7 protein-coding genes are annotated in these 17,899 nt (G+C 68.2%); 2 read left to right on the plus strand and 5 right to left on the minus strand.

Features of this window, described 5'->3' with window-relative positions:
• Window position 1: 1 nt before the first annotated feature.
• Complete coding sequence (locus PV781_RS14505; protein WP_274776341.1) at window positions 2–11,332, minus strand: MBG domain-containing protein; 11,331 nt, start codon at window positions 11,330–11,332, stop codon at window positions 2–4.
• 283 nt (window positions 11,333–11,615) lie between these two features.
• Entirely contained in the window at window positions 11,616–12,308 is a 693-nt protein-coding gene (locus tag PV781_RS14510; protein WP_274776342.1) for a YggS family pyridoxal phosphate-dependent enzyme, read from the minus strand.
• A 200-nt stretch (window positions 12,309–12,508) separates the two neighbouring features.
• Between PV781_RS14510 and PV781_RS14515 the strand changes: the two genes are divergently transcribed.
• Window positions 12,509–14,155 (plus strand): sensor domain-containing diguanylate cyclase, encoded by a 1,647-nt coding sequence (locus PV781_RS14515; RefSeq protein WP_274776343.1) that lies wholly within the window; start codon window positions 12,509–12,511, stop codon window positions 14,153–14,155.
• Window positions 14,152–14,595: an NUDIX hydrolase gene (locus PV781_RS14520; RefSeq protein ID WP_274776344.1), complete on the plus strand. Its 444-nt coding sequence runs from the start codon at window positions 14,152–14,154 to the stop codon at window positions 14,593–14,595. Before PV781_RS14515 ends, PV781_RS14520 begins: the two co-directional genes overlap by 4 nt.
• A gap of 10 nt (window positions 14,596–14,605) precedes the next feature.
• Here the strand turns inward: PV781_RS14520 and PV781_RS14525 are convergent, their stop codons facing one another.
• The 3 genes from PV781_RS14525 to PV781_RS14535 form a co-directional block, all read right to left on the minus strand.
• Window positions 14,606–15,499, minus strand: a complete 894-nt coding sequence (locus PV781_RS14525; RefSeq protein WP_274776345.1) for a dihydrodipicolinate synthase family protein — start codon at window positions 15,497–15,499, stop codon at window positions 14,606–14,608.
• Window positions 15,500–15,628: 129 nt separating this feature from the next.
• Window positions 15,629–16,486 carry a C40 family peptidase gene (locus PV781_RS14530; protein ID WP_274776346.1) on the minus strand — a complete coding sequence of 286 codons (858 nt, stop codon included), beginning with the start codon at window positions 16,484–16,486 and terminating at the stop codon, window positions 15,629–15,631.
• Window positions 16,487–16,503: 17 nt separating this feature from the next.
• Complete coding sequence (locus PV781_RS14535) at window positions 16,504–17,883, minus strand: leucyl aminopeptidase family protein (protein ID WP_274776347.1); 1,380 nt, start codon at window positions 17,881–17,883, stop codon at window positions 16,504–16,506.
• Window positions 17,884–17,899: the final 16 nt, after the last annotated feature.

A 17,899-nucleotide genomic window follows, 5' to 3' on the forward strand; every position in this document is an offset into this window, starting at 1 on the left:
CTCAGTTCCCGCTCATGGACAGCCACCGGCCGTAGGTGAGCACGCTCGTCCCCGTGCGACTGAGCCCTTGGACCGGTTGCGTGGGCGCCGTGTCGAACACCACCCATGGCACATCGATGGGAGACGTCTGCACATAGGTGGGCTGATCGGCGATGGACACGACAACGACCGCCGCGGGTGACCCCCCCGTGACCGTCAGAACGCCCGGCACATAGGCAAGGGCATAATTGGCGCTCGCCGCCAGCGTGCCTTGCGTGATGTCATAGGCTCCCGCCGGCGAGGCGGCGGTCGCCGAGGTTTCCAGCTCACCGGAAAGCGTGTCGCCATTCACCAGCCCGCTTCCAGAGATTTGATAGGTCAGGGGCGGATTGGATTGCCCTATGGGCCGCTGCTGATTGTCCGCCGTGACCGTGATGGCCCGTGGCGTCACGCTGAGGCCGGAGGCGTTGTTCAGATAGGTGATGGCATAGTTCGACGCCGCGCCCGACGAGAACACGGCGTCGGAGGCGAGCAGGTTGTAGCTGCCCACATTCGACGTGCCCGTCGCAGACGAGGCGACCGTTGCGCCGGAAATGGTGTTCCCGTTCACCAGCCCGTCGCCCCCCACGGTCACCGCGCCCGAGGTCGGGTTGGCATTGCCATAGGTCCGTGACTGGCCATCGGCCGTCACCGTGATGACCCGCTGCGTCACACTGAGGCCAGAGGCATTGTCCAGATAGGTGATGGCATAGTTCGACGCCGCGCCCGAGGAGAACACCGCATCCGAGGCGAGCAGGTTGTAGGTCCCCACATTCGAGGAGCCCGTCGCAGACGAGGCGACGGACGCGCCGGAGATGGTGTTTCCGTTCACCAGCCCGTCGCCACCCACGGTGACCGCGCCGGAGGTCGGGTTGGCATTGCCGTAGGTCCGTGACTGGCCATCGGCCGTGACCGTGATGGCCCGTGGCGTCACGCTGAGGCCGGAGGCGTTGTTCAGATAGGTGATAGCGTAGTTCGACGCCGCGCCCGACGAGAACACGGCGTCGGAGGCGAGCAGGTTGTAGCTGCCAACGTTCGACGTGCCCGTTGCAGACGAGGCGACGGAGGCGCCGGAAATGGTGTTGCCGTTCACCAGCCCGTCGCCGCCCACGGTCACCGCGCCGGAGGTCGGGTTGGCATTGCCATAGGTTCGCGACTGGCCATTGGCCGTCACCGTGATGGCCCGCTGCGTCACACTGAGGCCGGAGGCATTGTCCAGATAGGTGATGGCATAGTTCGACGCTGCGCCCGAGGAGAACACGGCGTCGGAGGCCAGCAGGTTATAGCTGCCCACGTTCGACGTAGCCGTCGCAGAAGAAGCAAGCGTGGCACTGGAAATGGCATCGCTGTTCGCCAGCCCGGCGCCGCCCACGATCACCGCGCCGGAGGTCGGGTTGGCATTGCCATAGGACCGCGACTGACCGTCCGCCGTCACCGTGATCGCCCGCTGCGTCACGCCAAGGCCTGAGGCATTGTCCAGGTAGGTGATGGCATAGTTCGACGCCGCGCCCGAGGAGAACACCGCGTCGGAGGCGAGCAGGTTGTAGGTCCCCACATTCGAGGAGCCCGTCGCAGACGAGGCGACGGAGGCGCCGGAAATGGTGTTTCCGTTCACCAGCCCGTCGCCACCCACGGTCACCGCGCCGGAGGTCGGGTTGGCATTGCCATAGGTTCGCGACTGGCCATTGGCCGTCACCGTGATGGCCCGCTGCGTCACACTGAGGCCGGAGGCATTGTCCAGATAGGTGATGGCATAGTTCGACGCTGCGCCCGAGGAGAACACGGCGTCGGAGGCCAGCAGGTTATAGCTGCCCACGTTCGACGTAGCCGTCGCAGAAGAAGCAAGCGTGGCACTGGAAATGGCATCGCTGTTCGCCAGCCCGGCGCCGCCCACGATCACCGCGCCGGAGGTCGGGTTGGCATTGCCGTAGGTCCGTGACTGGCCATCGGCCGTCACCGTGATCGCCCGCTGCGTCACGCCAAGGCCGGAGGCATTGTCCAGGTAGGTGATGGCATAGTTGGACGCGGAGCCGTTTGCGAACACCGCATCCGAGGCGAGCAGGTTGTAGGTCCCCACATTCGAGGAGCCCGTCGCAGACGAGGCGACGGAGGCGCCGGAGATGGTGTTTCCGTTCACCAGCCCGTCGCCCCCCACGGTCACCGCGCCGGAGGCCGGGTTGGCATTGCCATAGGACCGCGACTGGCCATTGGCCGTCACGGTGATCGCCCGCTGCGTCACGCCAAGGCCGGAGGCATTGTCCAGATAGGTGATGGCGTAGTTGGACGCCGCGCCCGAGGAGAACACCGCATCCGAGGCGAGCAGGTTGTAGGTCCCCACATTAGAGGAGCCCGTCGCGGACGAGGCCACCGTTGCACCGGAAATGGCATCGCCGTTCACCAGCCCGTCGCCGCCCACGGTCACCGCGCCGGAGGTCGGGTTGGCATTGCCATAGGCCCGCGACTGCCCGTTCGCCGTGACGTTGATCGCCCGCTGGGTGACGCTAAGGCCGGAGGCGTTGTCCAAATAGGTGATGGCGTAGTTCGACGCCGAGCCCGACGAGAACACCGCGTCGGAGGCGAGCAGATTGTAGCTGCCCACATTCGAGGAGCCCGTCGCGGAAGAGGCGACCGTTGCACTGGAAATGGTGTTCCCGTTCACCAGCCCGTCGCCACCCACAGTCACCGCGCCGGAAGTCGGGTTGGCGTCGCCATAGGCCCGTGACTGCCCGTTCGCCGTGACGGTGATGGCCCGCTGGGCGATATTGGCGACGCCCACAAACGTGGTGCTGCCGCCGGCGGCATAGGTGCCGCTCATGCCCGTCACGGTGGTATAGGAGATGCCGGCGTTGGTTGAGGTGCTCAGCGTAGTCGTCGGCGTGCCCGACGTGGTGTTCCAGGCATTGGCGCCGAGATAGGTCACGGTGGCCGCCGCAGGATTATTTCCGTAGGTGCCGGTCTGCACCACGCCGACCACGCCGGAGACGCCGTACAACAGGGGCAGGGATGTCACGGTGGCGGGAGACCAGACCTGCCAGCTCCAGCCCTGGTAACTGGACCAGTCATGCATCTGGGCGGTGGTGAGGCCGGTGCCGCCGGCCGAACTGGCCTGGCCGGAGGTCTGCGTGTCCCAATAGGAGGAGGAGATCGTCCCCCCATTGGCGCCGACGAACCCACCATAATACACGCCGCTGGTCACGAGGCCGGTGGAATAACTCTGGGAGATGGTCCCCGTATTGGTACCGACGAAGCCGCCGACCGACCCGCTCGTGGCAGTCGCCGAACCGGTGGCGTAAGACTGGGTGATGCTGCCCGCATTCAGGCCCGCCAGGCCACCTGCGGTGCCGCTTCCCGAGACATTCCCGCTGCCGAAGGACTGGGTGATGGAGCCGCCGCTGGTGTTATAGCCCACAAGGCCGCCGACCGTTATGCCGCCCGTCACGGCGCCACTGGCGAAGGACTGCGAGATGGTACCCTCATTTTGACCGACCAACCCGCCCCCCCGGTCCCCGGTCGCCGTGACGGCGCCCGTCGCATAGGAGAACGTCACGACGCCATAGGACTCGCCGATCAGGCCGCCCGCCATTGTCGCCGCATTGACGGCTCCGCTGGCATAAGACGAGGTCACGTCCGAAGAGGTCCCGCCCACCAGGCCACCGGCAACTGAGGCGGTGGCGGTGACGGTACCGGTGGCGTAGCTCGATTGGATCGCAGAGTTGGCATAGCCCACCAGGCCGCCGACATATTCGTTGCCGGACACGGCGCCCGATGCCCAGCTGCCGGTGACAGCGGCGGACTCTCCGGCCAGCCCGCCCACACTGAAGCCCGTGCCGGTCACGGAACCGGTCGCATGGGATTGCGACACTGCACCGCCGGTATAGCCCACAAGCCCGCCGACCCAATTGGAGCCTTGGACGGCACCGGTCGCAGAAGAGGATGTGATCGTCGCAGCGAGGGTGTAACCGACCAGGCCGCCGACGTTCGCGCCGCCGGTGGTGACATCGCCGCTTGAGGACGACCCCGTGATCGTGCCGGATGACACATTGCCAAGCAGCCCACCCACAGAAGAATGGGTGCCCTGCACATCGACGTTGCTATGCACGTTGGAAATCGTGACTTTGGAGAGGGTCCCCGCCAGTGCGCCGAGAACAGCCCGGCCGCTGATACTGCCCCCGGACAGCGTAAGATTCTGCACCGTGACAGTGTTCAAACCATCCCCGACCTGAGCAAACAACCCTAGGCTCGAGTCAGTTGGCGCGTTGATGGTCAGGTTTGCAATGGTATGGCCTTGCCCGTCCAGGCTGCCGGTGAAGGTGTAGCCATTATAAGCGATGGACTGGAAGCCCTTCCCGCCCCAGACGCTGGACGAGGTCAGCGTGCTGTTGGTGGCGGCAAGGTCGATGTCGGCGCCCAGCACATAGGTGCCGGACAGGTTGGTGTTCACCAGCTGCAGTTGATGGCCATTCATGATGGTGGCCACCCCGTTCACCACCGGCGCGGCTTCCCAGCGGCCGATGGGGCGCATGTCGCCGGTCTGGTACCAGGTGGTGGTGAAATCCCAGTCATAGCTGGTGTAGTTGCGCGCCTGCGTGCTGGTCAGCCCCGTGGCGCCGCTGGCCGATGCGCCATTCAGGGCGCCGGACTGCGTGGTGCTGTCCGTGTCCCAATAGGCCTTGGTGAAGGTCACAGTGCCGCTGCCGACAAGACCGCCGTTCGCCGTTGTGGCGCCCGTCGCGGTCACCACGCCGGAGGCATAGACGCGCGTCAGGGTGGTGTTGGTGCTCGCTCCCACCAGTCCGCCGGCGTGGGAACTGCCCGCATTGGTCGCCGTAACCGAGCCCGTGGCATAGCCGTCGGTGATGGAGCTGGAATAGGACTCGCCGATCAGGCCTCCGGCTTTGGAGGCGCCCGACGAGACTGTGGTCGCCGAGACGGCGCCCGTGGCATAGACATTTGTGAGGGTGGCACCGGTCGCGTCGCCCACCAGGCCACCCACCCTGGCGATGCCGGAATTCGAGACCATAGTGACCGAGCCGGTGGCATAGGCATTGGTGATCTTGCCCGATCCGGTCATCAGACCCACCAGGCCACCTGCTTGGATCCACCCGCCCGTGACGGCGCCGGTGGCATAGGCATTGGTGATGATGCTGGCGCCGGTGGCCTGCCCGACCAGACCTCCCACCGGTGAGGCTCCCGTCACCGTGCCCGTGGCATAGACGTCGGTCAGCGTGCCGCCGGCATTCGTCCCGACCAGGCCGCCGATGATGTTGCGGGTGGAATCGCCGACATTGCCGGAGGCATGCGAAGACGAAATCGTCCCCGAATTATACCCGACCAACCCGCCGGACTCCCACCCCAGCACCGCGCCGGACGCGCTCGACTGTGAGACGACGCCGGTATTGTAGCCGACAACGCCGCCCGCAAAGTTGGCCGCGCTGACCGCAACGCCCGAGGTGACAGAGGAGACGGTGCCCTTGTTGTAGCCGACAAGCCCGCCCGAATAGAGAATGCTGCCGGAAACACTGCCGCCGTCCAGGATCAGGTTCTCAAGGATCGCACCCGTATCCGCATAACCGAACAGGCCGGAATAATAGTCCCCGCTGCGGACGATGGTCAGGTTCGAAATTGTGTGCCCCTGGCCGTCGAGGCTGCCGGTGAAGGGGGTGCTATTGTCCCCGATGGACTGGAACCCGCTGGCGCCCCAGACGCTGGAGGAGGTGGCCGTGCTGGCCGTTGCGGACAAGTCGATGTCGGCGCCCAGCACATAGGTGCCGGCGAGGTTCAGCTTCACCATTTGCAGCTGGTGGGCGTTGTTGAGGGTGGCCACCCCGTTCACCACCGGAGCGGCTTCCCAGCGGCCGATGGGGCGCATGTCGCCGGTCTGGTACCAGGTGTTGGTGAAATCCCAGCCCAGATAGCTGGAGGATTGGCGCGCCTGGGTGCTGGTGAGGCCGGTGGCGCCGGTGGCGGAGGCGCCATTCAGGGCGCCGGACTGCATGGTGCTGTCCATGTCCCAATAGGCGTTGGTGAAGGTCGCGGTGCCGCTGCCGACAAGACCGCCCGCCTCCGTCGTTCCGCCCGTCGCGGTGACGGCGCCCGAGGCATAGACGCGGGTCAGGGTGCCGCTGATGCTGGATCCCACCAGACCGCCAGCATTGGCTGCGTCATTATTGTCCGCAGTCACCGAGCCGGTGGCATAGCCGTCCGTCACGGAGCTGGAGTACATCTCGCCAATCAGTCCGCCGGCCGCGGAGGTACCCGATGAGGGCATCGTGACCGAGACATCGCCGGTGGCATAGACATTGGAGAGGGTGCCGCCGCTCAGGGTGCCGATCAGGCCACCCGCTTTGCCCTGCGACGCATTGGAGACCACGGTGACCGAGCCGGTGGCATAGGCATTGGTGATGGTGCCCCCGGTCATGTCACCCACCAGGCCGCCGGACTGCGTCCATCCGCCGGTGACGGCGCCGGTGGCATAGGCATTGGTAATGACGCTCGCGCCGGACACCTCGCCGACGAGGCCGCCCAGCGGAGAATTCCCCTGGACGGCGCCGGTGGCGTGGACGTCCGTCAGCGTGCCCCCGACATTGCTCCCGACCAGGCCGCCGACAGTATTGTCGGTCGTCGACCCAACACTGCCGGAGGCATGCGACGACGAAATCGCGCCCTGATTCTCCCCGACCAGCCCGCCGGAATTCCACCCGGTTACCGTTCCGGACGCACTCGACTGGGAGATGGTCCCGGTATTGGTGCCGGCGACGCCGCCGGAATAGCCCGCGGCGGCGACCGACACGCTCGAAGTCACCGAGGTAATGGCGCCCTTGTTGTAGCCCACAAGGCCGCCCGAATAGAAAAGGGAGCCGGAAACACTGCCGCCATCCAGGATCAGGTTCTGGAGGATCGCACCTGTGTCCGCATAGCCGAACAGGCCGGAATAATTGTCTCCGCTGCGGACGATGGTGAGGGCGGAGATCGTGTGGCCCTGCCCGTCCAGGCTGCCGGTGAAGGGGGTGCTGTTGTTACCTATGGACTGGAACCCGCTGGCGCCCCAGACGCTGGAGGAGGTGGCCGCGCTGGCCGTTGCGGACAGGTCGATGTCGGCGCCCAGCACATAGGTGCCGGCGAGGTTCAGCTTCGCCAACTGAAGCTGGTGGGCGTTGGTGATGGTGGCCACCCCGTGCACCACTGGAGCGACTTCCCAGCGGCCGATGGGGCGCAGGTCGCCGGTCTGGTACCACGTGTTGGCGAAGTCCCAGCCCACATAGCTGGAGGACTGGCGCGCCTGCGCGCTGGTCAGGCCCGTGGCGCCGGTATTGGCCGGATCGCTGCCGATGCCGACGGCCTGGCCGGTGCTTTCCTTGTCCCAGTAGGATTGGGAGACGGTGCCATAGCTCTGGCCAATGAGCCCGCCGATCTTGGTGCCCGTCCCGGAGACGGCACCGGAGGCGTAGGACTGGGAGACAGCGGTCACCGTGCCCGACAGCCCCCCCACATAGTCGGTGCCGGTGACGGCACCGGTGGCGTAGGACTGGGAAATGCCCGCTCCAGCGCCCGCCTGTCCCGCCAGGCCGCCCGTAAAGGCGGTGCCTGTCACGGCTCCTGTGGCGTAGGAATTTGAGACGGAGAAGCTCGTCCCGGTGATGCTCCCGACCAAGCCTCCGGTTTGTTCACCGGTGCTCGTCACGGCTCCGGTGGCATAGGAATTGGTGATGGTCTCACTGCCCGAGCCGACGAGGCCGCCGGTGCCGTTTCCGGTATTGGTGACCGACCCCGTGGCATAGGAGCCGGTTACGGTGGCGTTCTGAAGACCGGCCAAGCCGCCCGCATAATTTCCCGTCGCGCTGACATTGCCCGTGGCAGAGGAGGAGGCAATGGACGCGCTCGACGATCCAACCAAACCGCCCGCAGAGCCCCCAGACGTGGCGACCACGTCGCCGCCTGCGGACGAACCGGTGATCGAACCACCGAAGGCATTTCCAACCAGGCCGCCCACGGCGCGTTCGCCGGTCACGTCGACGCTGGCATGGACATTTTGGACGTTGCCGGAACTCAGCGCCCCTATGACGGAGCCGGCGTTTCTCTTGGCGGTGATGCTCCCCCCCGCAAGGGTGAGGTCGCGCACGCCGCTTCCGCCCGCCAGCGTCGCGATCGAGATCAGGCCGACATATTCGCTGGTCGGCGCATTGATGGTCAGGCCCGAAAGGGTGTGGTTCTGCCCGTCCAGGCTGCCGGTGAAGTTGGAGCCGAACCCAATGGACTGGAACCCGCTGGCGCCCCAGATGCTGGAGGAGGTCAGCGTGCTGTTGGTGGCGGACAGGTCGATGTCGGCGCCCAGCACATAGGCCCCGGCAAGGTTCAGGTTCATCAACTGGAGCTGATGCGCATTGACGATGGTGGCGACGCCGCCCACCACCGGCGCGGCTTCCCAGCGGCCGATGGGGCGCATGTCGCCGGTCTGGTACCAGTCGGTGGAGAAGTTCCAGCCCGCATAGCTGGAGGACTGCCGCGCCTGGGTGCTGGTGAGGCCGACGGCGCCCGTATTGGACGGCTCGTTGCCGATGCCGACGGTCTGGCCGCTGCTGTCCTTGTCCCAGTAGGACGTGGAGACGGTGCCGCCGGTGCGCGAACCGATCAGCCCGCCAATATTGCTGCCCGTGCCCGAAACGGCGCCGGAGGCGTAGGATTGGGTCACATTGGCGGACGTCGAGCCAACGAGGCCGCCAACATCACTCGTGCCGGTTACGCTTCCGGTGGCGTAGGAATTGGTGGTGCTGCCTTGGGAAGAGCCCGTCAAACCGCCAACATAGGAGACGCCGCTGACTGCACCGGTGGCATAGGAGTTGCTGATGGAAGAAGACCCGTTGACTCTTCCAACCAGTCCGCCTGAGAAGTTGCCGGACGTGGTCACCGCCCCCGTGGCATAGGAGCCCGTGATGGCGCCCCAGCTATTCCCCGCAAGTCCGCCCACATAATCCCCGGCCCCGCTGACATTGCCGGTGGCGAAGGAAGATGTGATGGTGGAAGTGGCTTCCCCAATCAGCCCGCCCACATAGCCACCCGCCGCCGTCCCGACCACGTTGCCGGCGGCGGACGAACCGGTGACCGCCCCGCCGAACGTCAGGCCGATGAGGCCGCCGATGATGCTTGTGCCAGTCACGTCGGCGCTGGCATGGACGTTCAGGACGGTACCGGAATTCATCGCCCCGATGACGGTGCCGACATTGGTGTTTCCCGTGATGCTCCCGCCAGCCAGAGTGAGATCGCGCACGCTATTGCCGGCCGAAAGCGTCGCAACCGAGAACAGGCCCACATAGTCGGCACCCGGCGCGTTGATGGTCAGGTTGGAGATGGTGTGGCCCAGGCCGGCGAAAGAGCCGGTGAAGGCTCCGGTCACGACAGAGGCGGTATAGGTGGTGCCCGTAGCATCAAGGTCCACCGCCAGCGCATATTTGCCGGCGAGCCCGGTGGTTTCAATGGCGTCGATGGCCGCCATGGAATGCAGCAGCGTATAGCTGGCGAGCGCGCCGGCGGCGCCGATCTGCAAGGTGGCTGACGCGCCGGACAGCGTGATGGGGGCCGCGACCGAATAGTCCTTGCCCGCGCCATACTGGATCACCAGCCCGGCATTGCTGCCGGTGGCGGTGATGGCGGAATTCACGATCACATTGCCTGCCGCCGCCAGCGTCAGCACGCTGTTCGCCGACCAGGAGATCGGCGCCGCCACCGTGATGTCGCCGGCCTGGTAGCCGTCGGAGCCGGTGGAGACCGTGACGTTCGCGGTGGCCAGCGCATTGGTCAGCGTCGTCACGTTCAGGACGCTGTTATCGCCAGTGGCGGTGAAGCCGGAGACATTGCTGTCGGTGCCGGTGGAGATGGTCAGGTTGTAGGGATCGAGCAGCAGGGTGCCGAACCGGCCGGCCGTGCCGCGCAAATCCGCCGTGCCGGCATAATCCAGCACGCCCTTGCCCGAGACTTCCGCATCGCCGCCGGCCGTGGTGCCGGTGGCGGAGATGGCGCCCGCGAAACGCGTGGTGCTGTCCGACCAGACCACCACCTTGCCGCCCGCGCCCTCGCGGCCGTCGGCGCGCAGGGACGCGTCGGCGTCCACCGACACGGTCTGCGCGGTGTCCACCGCCTCGGAGACGGTTTTCGAGCCGGCGTTGGCGCCGCCCTGATAGTCACCGCCCACCAGCACGATGCCACCCGAGGCGCCGGAGGCATCCAGGTCCGCGCCGCCAGCCAGCGCGATGTCGCGGCCGGTGACGATGATGGTCCCCCCCTTCGCCCAGGTGCCGGCGGCATTGGCCGTGCCGGAGGCATCGAGCTTGCCCGAAACGTTCACCTTGCCGGCGGACACCCGGATCTCGCCGCCCGAGGACTTGCCGCCGCTCTCGGCGCCGCGCGCCACCACCTTCTGGGAGACGGTGACCGTGCCACCATCGCCCGCCGTCAGGAACACGCGGCCGCCCTTGGTCGCGACGCCGGTGGCCTTGGTGAGGCTCTCGGTGTTGCCGGCCAGCGCATAGACATTGCCGCCGGAGGCGCGCAATTCCGCCTCGGCGGCCTTGATGACGCCGGAGGTCTTCACCTCCGTATCGGCGCCGCCCACCTTCACCACGAACTTGCCGTTGGACAGCGCGGTGTCGCGCACCAGCACCTCATAGCCGGCCGCCAGCGCCGCCGTGCCCTCCGGAGCCGAGAGCGTGCCCGCATTCTCGACCTTGCGGGCAATCAGGGCCACGTCGCCGCCCAGCGATCCGATCTGGCCGTAATTGATGACGCTCGCGGTGCTGGAGCCGCGGAAGGTCAGGTCGCGGCCGGCCAGGAAATCCGCGTCCGACACGTCATGGGTGGAGGCAATGAAGCGGCCGCCGGTGGTGACGGTGCCGGTCGGGCCAACCGTGATGCCGTTGGGATTGACGAGGTAGAGGCTGCCACTTGCCGACAGGGAGCCATCGATCTGCGAGCGCGTGAACCCGGTGACGCGGTTGAGCGTGGCGCCAGCGCCGTTCTCGAAGCGCACCGACCCGCCTTGCCCGATGGAGAAGCTCGACCAGTTGATGATGGCATTGGGCGTGGTCTGGGTCACCAGCATGGCCCCGGCGCCGGTCTGCGCGATGGCGGCCGTGCCCGCGCTCACCGTGCCGCCGGTGGGCAAGGCCTGCGCCAGTGCCGGCGTGGACGGAGATAAGAGGACGCTGGCTTGGGCGAGGAAGGTGACGCCGGCCAACAGCCATCTGGTCCGGCGGGCGATGATGCGCGGCTCTGCACTGCGAACGGGCCACAGAGTCGCTGCCGATTGATGGACCAGACCCATCGCCTTCCCCCGTCACGCGTGTGCGAATCCTGACGAATCCGCTCCCCACCCACGCATTCGACGAAAGAGATAGCTGATCACCTTCCATGATACCACCCACCACCCCTCGCCCTGCCCCTGCGGCACCCTCCCATGACCAGAGGGGTAACGTTTTGTTTCTGTTTGCCTTTCCGGATTTGCGACACATCGCGAGGCGCCGATGCGGCCAAAGAATTGCCGCCAGGGCTGTATAATTCTCCGGCACACTGTGGCGATTACGACACGCCCGGACAGCTTTGCGACCTCACCCCGCAGTCGGCGCCGGGGCGCGCGAGCCGAAGATGGCGCTGCCCACCCGCACATGGGTGGCGCCCTGGTTGATGGCGGCGGCGAAATCCGAGCTCATGCCCATGGACAGGCCCTTCAGCCCGTTGCGCGCGGCGATCTCGGCCAGCAGTGCAAAATGCGGGGCGGGCACGTCCTCCACCGGCGGGATGCACATGAGGCCGGCCACATCCAGGCCGAAGTCGCGCGTGCACTGGGCGATGAAGGCGTCGGCCTCCTGCGGCAGCACGCCGGCCTTCTGCGGCTCGGCCCCCGTGTTCACCTGGAGGAAGACGGGCAGGCGCCGGCCTTGGCGGTCCATCTCCTGCGCCAGGGCCTGGGCGATTTTCGGCCGGTCCACCGAATGAATGGCATCGAACAGCGCCACTGCCTCCCGGGCCTTGTTGGACTGGAGCGGGCCGATGAGGTGCACGGCAATGCCCTGCGCCTCGTCCCGCAGCTCCGGCCACTTGGCCTGAGCCTCCTGAACCCGGTTTTCGCCGAACAGGCGCTGGCCGGCGGCGATCACCGGGCGGATGTCGGGCGCGAAGAAGGTCTTGGAGACGCACACCAGCTGGACACCGGCAGGATCCCGCCCGGCCCTGCGGCAGGCATCCTCGATCTGCGCATGCACCTGCGCCAGGCGCTCCGCCGGTCCGTTCGTGTCGGCCATTCAAGTCCCCATTCATCATGGCGCGCAAGAAGATCCCGGCGCCCGCGCTCCGACTGGAGCGGTGCCGGCTACCTGTGGCATGCTGCACCCGCATCAGCTGCCGTCCCTTTTGCCCCTGACCGGCGCGCGAGAAAAGAGGCAGCCGATGCGCGGGCCGGCGCATCCCCGCCGGCACGCGGTCAAGGAGACAGTGGCGCCCCATGGCGGCAAAGAGCGACACAGGTGCGGTTCGGGCGCGCCGGCCGGCCGTGAATCTGAGGGTTCGGCTCGCGATCCTGTTCCTGCTGGCGGTGCTTCCCGTTGCGGGCGAGCGCATCTGGACCTTGCTGCACGAACGGGAGCGCCAGATCGAGGAGAGCCTGGAAGAATTGCGTGAATTCGGCGAGCAGGTGGCCCTCGTGCAGCGCGAGAGCATCGCCTCGGCCCTCGCGGTCACCCAGGTGCTGGCGCGCGAGGCCTCTCGCCTCAAGGCGGACCCGGTGGCTTGCACCGCCTTTCTCCATCGCCTGACGGCGGACTTGGTGGGCATCCAGGGCGCGATCATCACCGATGCCGCCGGCGTGGTGCGCTGCGCCACCAGCCGGGCGCTGCTGGGCCAGAATCTGTCCGACCGGCCCTATGTGCGCCAGGCTTTCGCCTCCCATCGCCCGGCCACCAGCGACCTGATCCGGGTTCGCGGCACGGGCACTCCCACCATCGCCATCGCCGAAGCCGAGCGGGACGCAGCGGGCACCCCCGTCGCCCTCGCCGCCGTGGCCTTGGACCTGCAATGGCTTTCGCGGGTGAGCGCCCTCACCCGGCTGCCGGTGGGGGCGGTGGTGGAGGTGCTTGATGGAACGGGCGTGGTGGTGACGCGCACGCCCTATCTGGAATCCGCGCTCGGCGCGAACTTGGCGGATCATCCGCTGTTCCAGGTGCTGTCCCGGACGGCGGAGGGGCAGGTCAGGGCGGTGGGCTTCGATGGTGTCGAGCGCTTCTATGCCTTCATGCGGGTGCCGGGGACCGGGATGCGGGTGCTGGTGGGGCTGCCGGCCGCCGACATCACCACGCCGGTCGATGAGCAGATCCTTCTGACCATCGCCTTGGTGGCTTGCGGCGCCGTGCTCATGGTGGTGCTGGCCTGGTGGCTGGCCGAGCGCATGGTGGTGGCGCCGATCCATCATCTGGCGCAGGAGGTGCGGGATGCCGGTTTCGAGGGCGGCATTGCGCTCGGCGAGCCGGAAGTGGCCGAATTCCGCCCCCTGGTCGGGGCCATCAACGAGATGGGCCAGCGCCTCGCCGAACGCACGGCGGAACTGCGCAATCACAATGGGCGCCTCGCCGCCCTTGCCCGCACGGACGGGCTGACGGGCCTTGCCAACCGCCGAACCTTCGACGTGCAGCTCTCCGCCGAATGGGTGCGCTCCGGTGACCGGGCGCTGCCGCTCTGCCTGGTCATGGTGGACGTGGACCATTTCAAGCTGTTCAACGACACCCAGGGGCATCTGGCGGGCGACGAGGCCCTCAAAGCGGTGGCCCGCATGCTGGCCGCCGCCTGCGCCGGAACACCCCACCTGCCCGCCCGCTATGGCGGCGAGGAATTCGTGGTGCTGATGCCCGACACGGATCTCTCCGGCGCCTCGGAATTTGCCGAGACCACCCGCCGCCTGGTGACGGCGCTGGCCATTGAGCATCCCAGCGTCCCCACGCGCCGGCTCACCGCCAGCTTCGGCGTGGCGATGGAAATCCCCGATGCGAGCGGGTCGCCGGACAGCCTCATCTCCGCCGCCGACCAGGCGCTCTACGAGGCCAAGCGCCTCGGCCGCAACCGGGTGGCCATCGCGCATCCGGACGGGACTGAACCGTGACCGGCACCCTTTCCCCGCCCCGGCCCGGCTGCGCCGCGCTGGCGGTGCTGCGCCGGGGCGCGCAAGTTCTGCTGGTGCGTCGCGCCAACCCGCCCGATGCCGGCCTGTGGGGCTTTCCGGGCGGGCGCATGGAGTGGGGCGAGACCATCGCCGAGGCGGCCGTGCGGGAGCTTTTCGAGGAGACCGGCATCGCGGCGGCGGCCGGTCCCGCCTTCAAAGTGCTGGACTGCCTGGACCGGAACGGCGACGGCGTGCTGGTGCACCACTATCTGATGGTCGCGGTGCTCTGCCATCCCACCGAGGCGCAGGCCGAGGCACAGGCCGCCGACGACGCGCTGGAGGCGGCGTGGTTCACCTTGCCCGACCTGCATGCCCTGGCGCCGCGCCTGAGTGCCGGCGTGGTCGAGACCGCAGAGGAGGCGTTCCGCCTCTCCCCCTGAAAGCCCAGCCTCAGGCCAGATCCAAGGCTTTCAGCGTCGCCGCCACCTCGGCCTCGATCTCGGGATTGAGCGGCAGGAGTGGACGCGGCGGCACGGCGCGGACAAGGCCGGTCAGGCCCGCCGCCGCATAGATGACGCGCAGGCTGGAATGGCGGCGGAACAGGTCCCAGAGCGGCTTCAGCCGGGCATCCAGCGCCCGCGCCCGGGCGAGGTCCCCGGCCGCCACCGCCCGGGCAATTTCCAGCGCTGGCGCGGGAAAGAGGCCTGCCACCACGCTGAACCAGGCATCCGCGCCGGCGGACAGCGCTTCCGTGCAATGCCAGTCGCCGCTATAGCCCACCACGCAGCCGGCCGGCACCGCCGCCCGCAGCTCGGCCAGATGCGCGCCGATCACCGCCGGCTCCGGCGCCGTGCTCTTGATGGCCACCACCTCCGGCAGTCGGGCAAGGCGCGCCACCAGGGCCGGGGTGAAGCGGAAATGGGTGGTGGCGGGATTGTCATAGATGCAGAGCGGCAGCCCCACCTCCCGCGCCACGGTGGCGAAATGCGTGAACACCTCGTCGTCGGTGAGCGGCGTATAGGACACCGCCGCCAGCAGGCCCGCCGTGGCGCCGGCCGCCTTGGCATCCCGGGCGAGGCGCACGGTCTCATCGGTCCGCAGGGCGCCGATGCCAACCAGGACCGGCACGCCGCCCGCCGCCGCGAGGCCCGTCTCCAGGGCGCGCCGGCGCTCGGCGCGGGTGAGGAAGGGATAGGTGCCAGTGCTGCCCAGAAGCCCGATGCTGTCCACACCGGCGGTGGCGAGGCGGGCGACGAGGCCGTGGAGGGCGCCGGCATCCACCGTGCCGTCGGCATCAGCGGGGGTGATGGGGAAGGCGGAGACACCCTTGGGCAGCACGGTCATGACCTTTAATGGCAGAGGACAAGCGCCCGCCTCCGGGGCGAGCGCGCAGACCCTATCCGCCATGCGGGCCGAACGCAGCCAGCGCGGCCTTCACGTTTGGCGACACTTTCCAGCTGGCACCGGGCCGTTTCAGGCGGAGAGCGCCAGCCGCTTTGCCGTGCGCAGGGGCAGGCCCGCATCCGCGATGCGTTGAAGGGCAGGTCCGAGCGGCTCGCGCGCCACCATCATATGATGCGCATTGGCATGAAGGAGGACATCCGGCGCCTCGACGATGGCCACATGGCCCGGCCAGAACAGGAGGTCGCCCCGCTGGAACGGCCCCTCCAGGGGACGGGACGCGCCCAGCGCCGCCTCCTGCTGGTGGCTGTCGCGGGGGGATGGGAAGCCACAGGCATTGAGCGCCGTCTGCACCAGGCCCGAGCAGTCGAGGCCCAGCGATGACCGCCCGCCCCACAGATAGGGCACGCCGAGAAAGCGGCTGGCCACCTCCACGAAGTCCGTCTCTACCGTTCCAAGCGGCTCCAGATGGGCGGCGAAGATCGCCCCCCGCTCGGTGAAGGCGAACCGCCCCTCCACGCGCCGCACGGCCACCAGGCTGGCGAAGCACAGTCCGTCCATGGGCGGCAGCTTGATGTCGGGGCCGGGAAAGAGAAAGGTGCGGCTCACCTTCACCCGGTGCGTCGGGTCGGGACCGGAGGTCCAGAGCGCGGCGGTGGGCATGTAGCCCACATAGCCATCGCTCGCGAGCTGCACCCAGGACCAGCCTTCCGCATCGTCCTCGAAGACGGTGACGGCCTCGCCATAGAGCGCCTCGGTGTCGAGGGAGGCCCCCGCATAGGGCTCGCGCCGCAGCGGAGCGACGGGCACCACCACCCGGCGCGCCTCCCCCACCACATAGCGGGGCGCGTCGACGATGCCCCGCAGGCTCTCCGCCGCCAGGTCCGCCCGCGCCGGTGTGAGGCGCGGATCGCTTCTTTGCTCACTCATTTCTCCACCCGCTCCGCTCATGCCCCATACCGCTCCGCCAAAAGGGCATCGAGGGCGCGGATGGTCTGCGCCTCCCCGCCTTCGGGACGGCCGGGCTTGGAGGACGGGTTCCAGGCATAGATGTCCAGGTGCAGCCAGCTCTTGGCGCGCTCCACGAAGCGGGAGAGGAACAGAGCGGCGGTGATGGAGCCGGCAAAGCCGCCCGACCCCGCATTGTTGATATCGGCCACCTTCGAATCGAGCATGGACAGATAGGGCCGCCACAAGGGCAGGCGCCACAGCGGATCGGCCACCGCCGCCGCATGGCGGGCCAGATCCTCGGCGAGCGTATCGTCATCCGTATAGGCCGGCGGCAATTGCGGACCGAGGGCCACCCGCGCAGCCCCCGTGAGGGTGGCAAAGTCGATCAGCAGATCGGGGCTTTCCGCATCCGCCAGATCCAGGGCATCGGCGAGGATGAGGCGGCCCTCGGCGTCCGTGTTGCCGATCTCCACCGTAATCCCCTTGCGCGAGCGCAGCACGTCGCCGGGCCGGAAGGCATCCGCCGAAATGGCATTCTCCACCGCCGGGATGAGCACCCGCAGCCGCACCTTGAGGCCGCGCGAGAGAATGAGATGAGCGAGCCCCAGCGCCGAGGCGGCGCCGCCCATGTCCTTCTTCATGAGCAGCATGCCGGCGGAGGTCTTGATGTCGAGGCCGCCCGTGTCGAAGGCCACACCCTTGCCCACCAGGGTCACCTTGGGCGCGTCCGCGGGGCCGAAAGTCAGGTCAATGAGGCGCGGCGGGCGGGCAGCGGCGCGGCCCACCGCATGGATGAGCGGGAAATTCTCGGACAGCAGCGCCTCACCCACGATGACGCGCGCCTCCCCGCCATGGCGGGCGGCGAGCGCCCGGGCAGCGGCCTCGATGTCAGCGGGGCCGAGATCGTTGGAGGGCGTGTTGACGAGGTCGCGCACCAGGCTCACCGCCTCGAAGGTGCGGGTGAGCGCGGCCACGTCGAGGGTCGCGCCGGGCTTCAGGCGCACGGCCTTGGGCTTAGCGGCGGCGCGGTAGCGGTCGAACCTGTAGGTGCCGAGCGCGAAGGCGAGCGCCCCTTGGGCGGGGACTTCCCCCTCCAGCCGATAGGTGCCGGCGGGCAGGAGGCCCGGCAGGGCGCCGAGCGCCAGGGCATCGCCCCCCTCCCCCGGCACGCCGAACAGGAAGCCCACCACCGCGCCCCCTTCGCCCGGCACCGGCAGGAGCTTGCCGCTCTCCCCCGCAAAGCCGGCCGCCGCAGCAAAGGCGCGGGCGGCGGTGGGAAGGCCCGCGGGCGGGAAGCCGGCGGCGCTCACGCACCAGACGGGCAGGCTCTCGGCATCGGCGGGGGCAAGGAATGCGGGGCGGGACGCGTCGGACATGGGGCACTCCGGGAAC

Origin of the sequence: Aquabacter sediminis, from assembly GCF_028863665.1 — a bacterium.
Lineage (GTDB): Bacteria > Pseudomonadota > Alphaproteobacteria > Rhizobiales > Xanthobacteraceae > L1I39.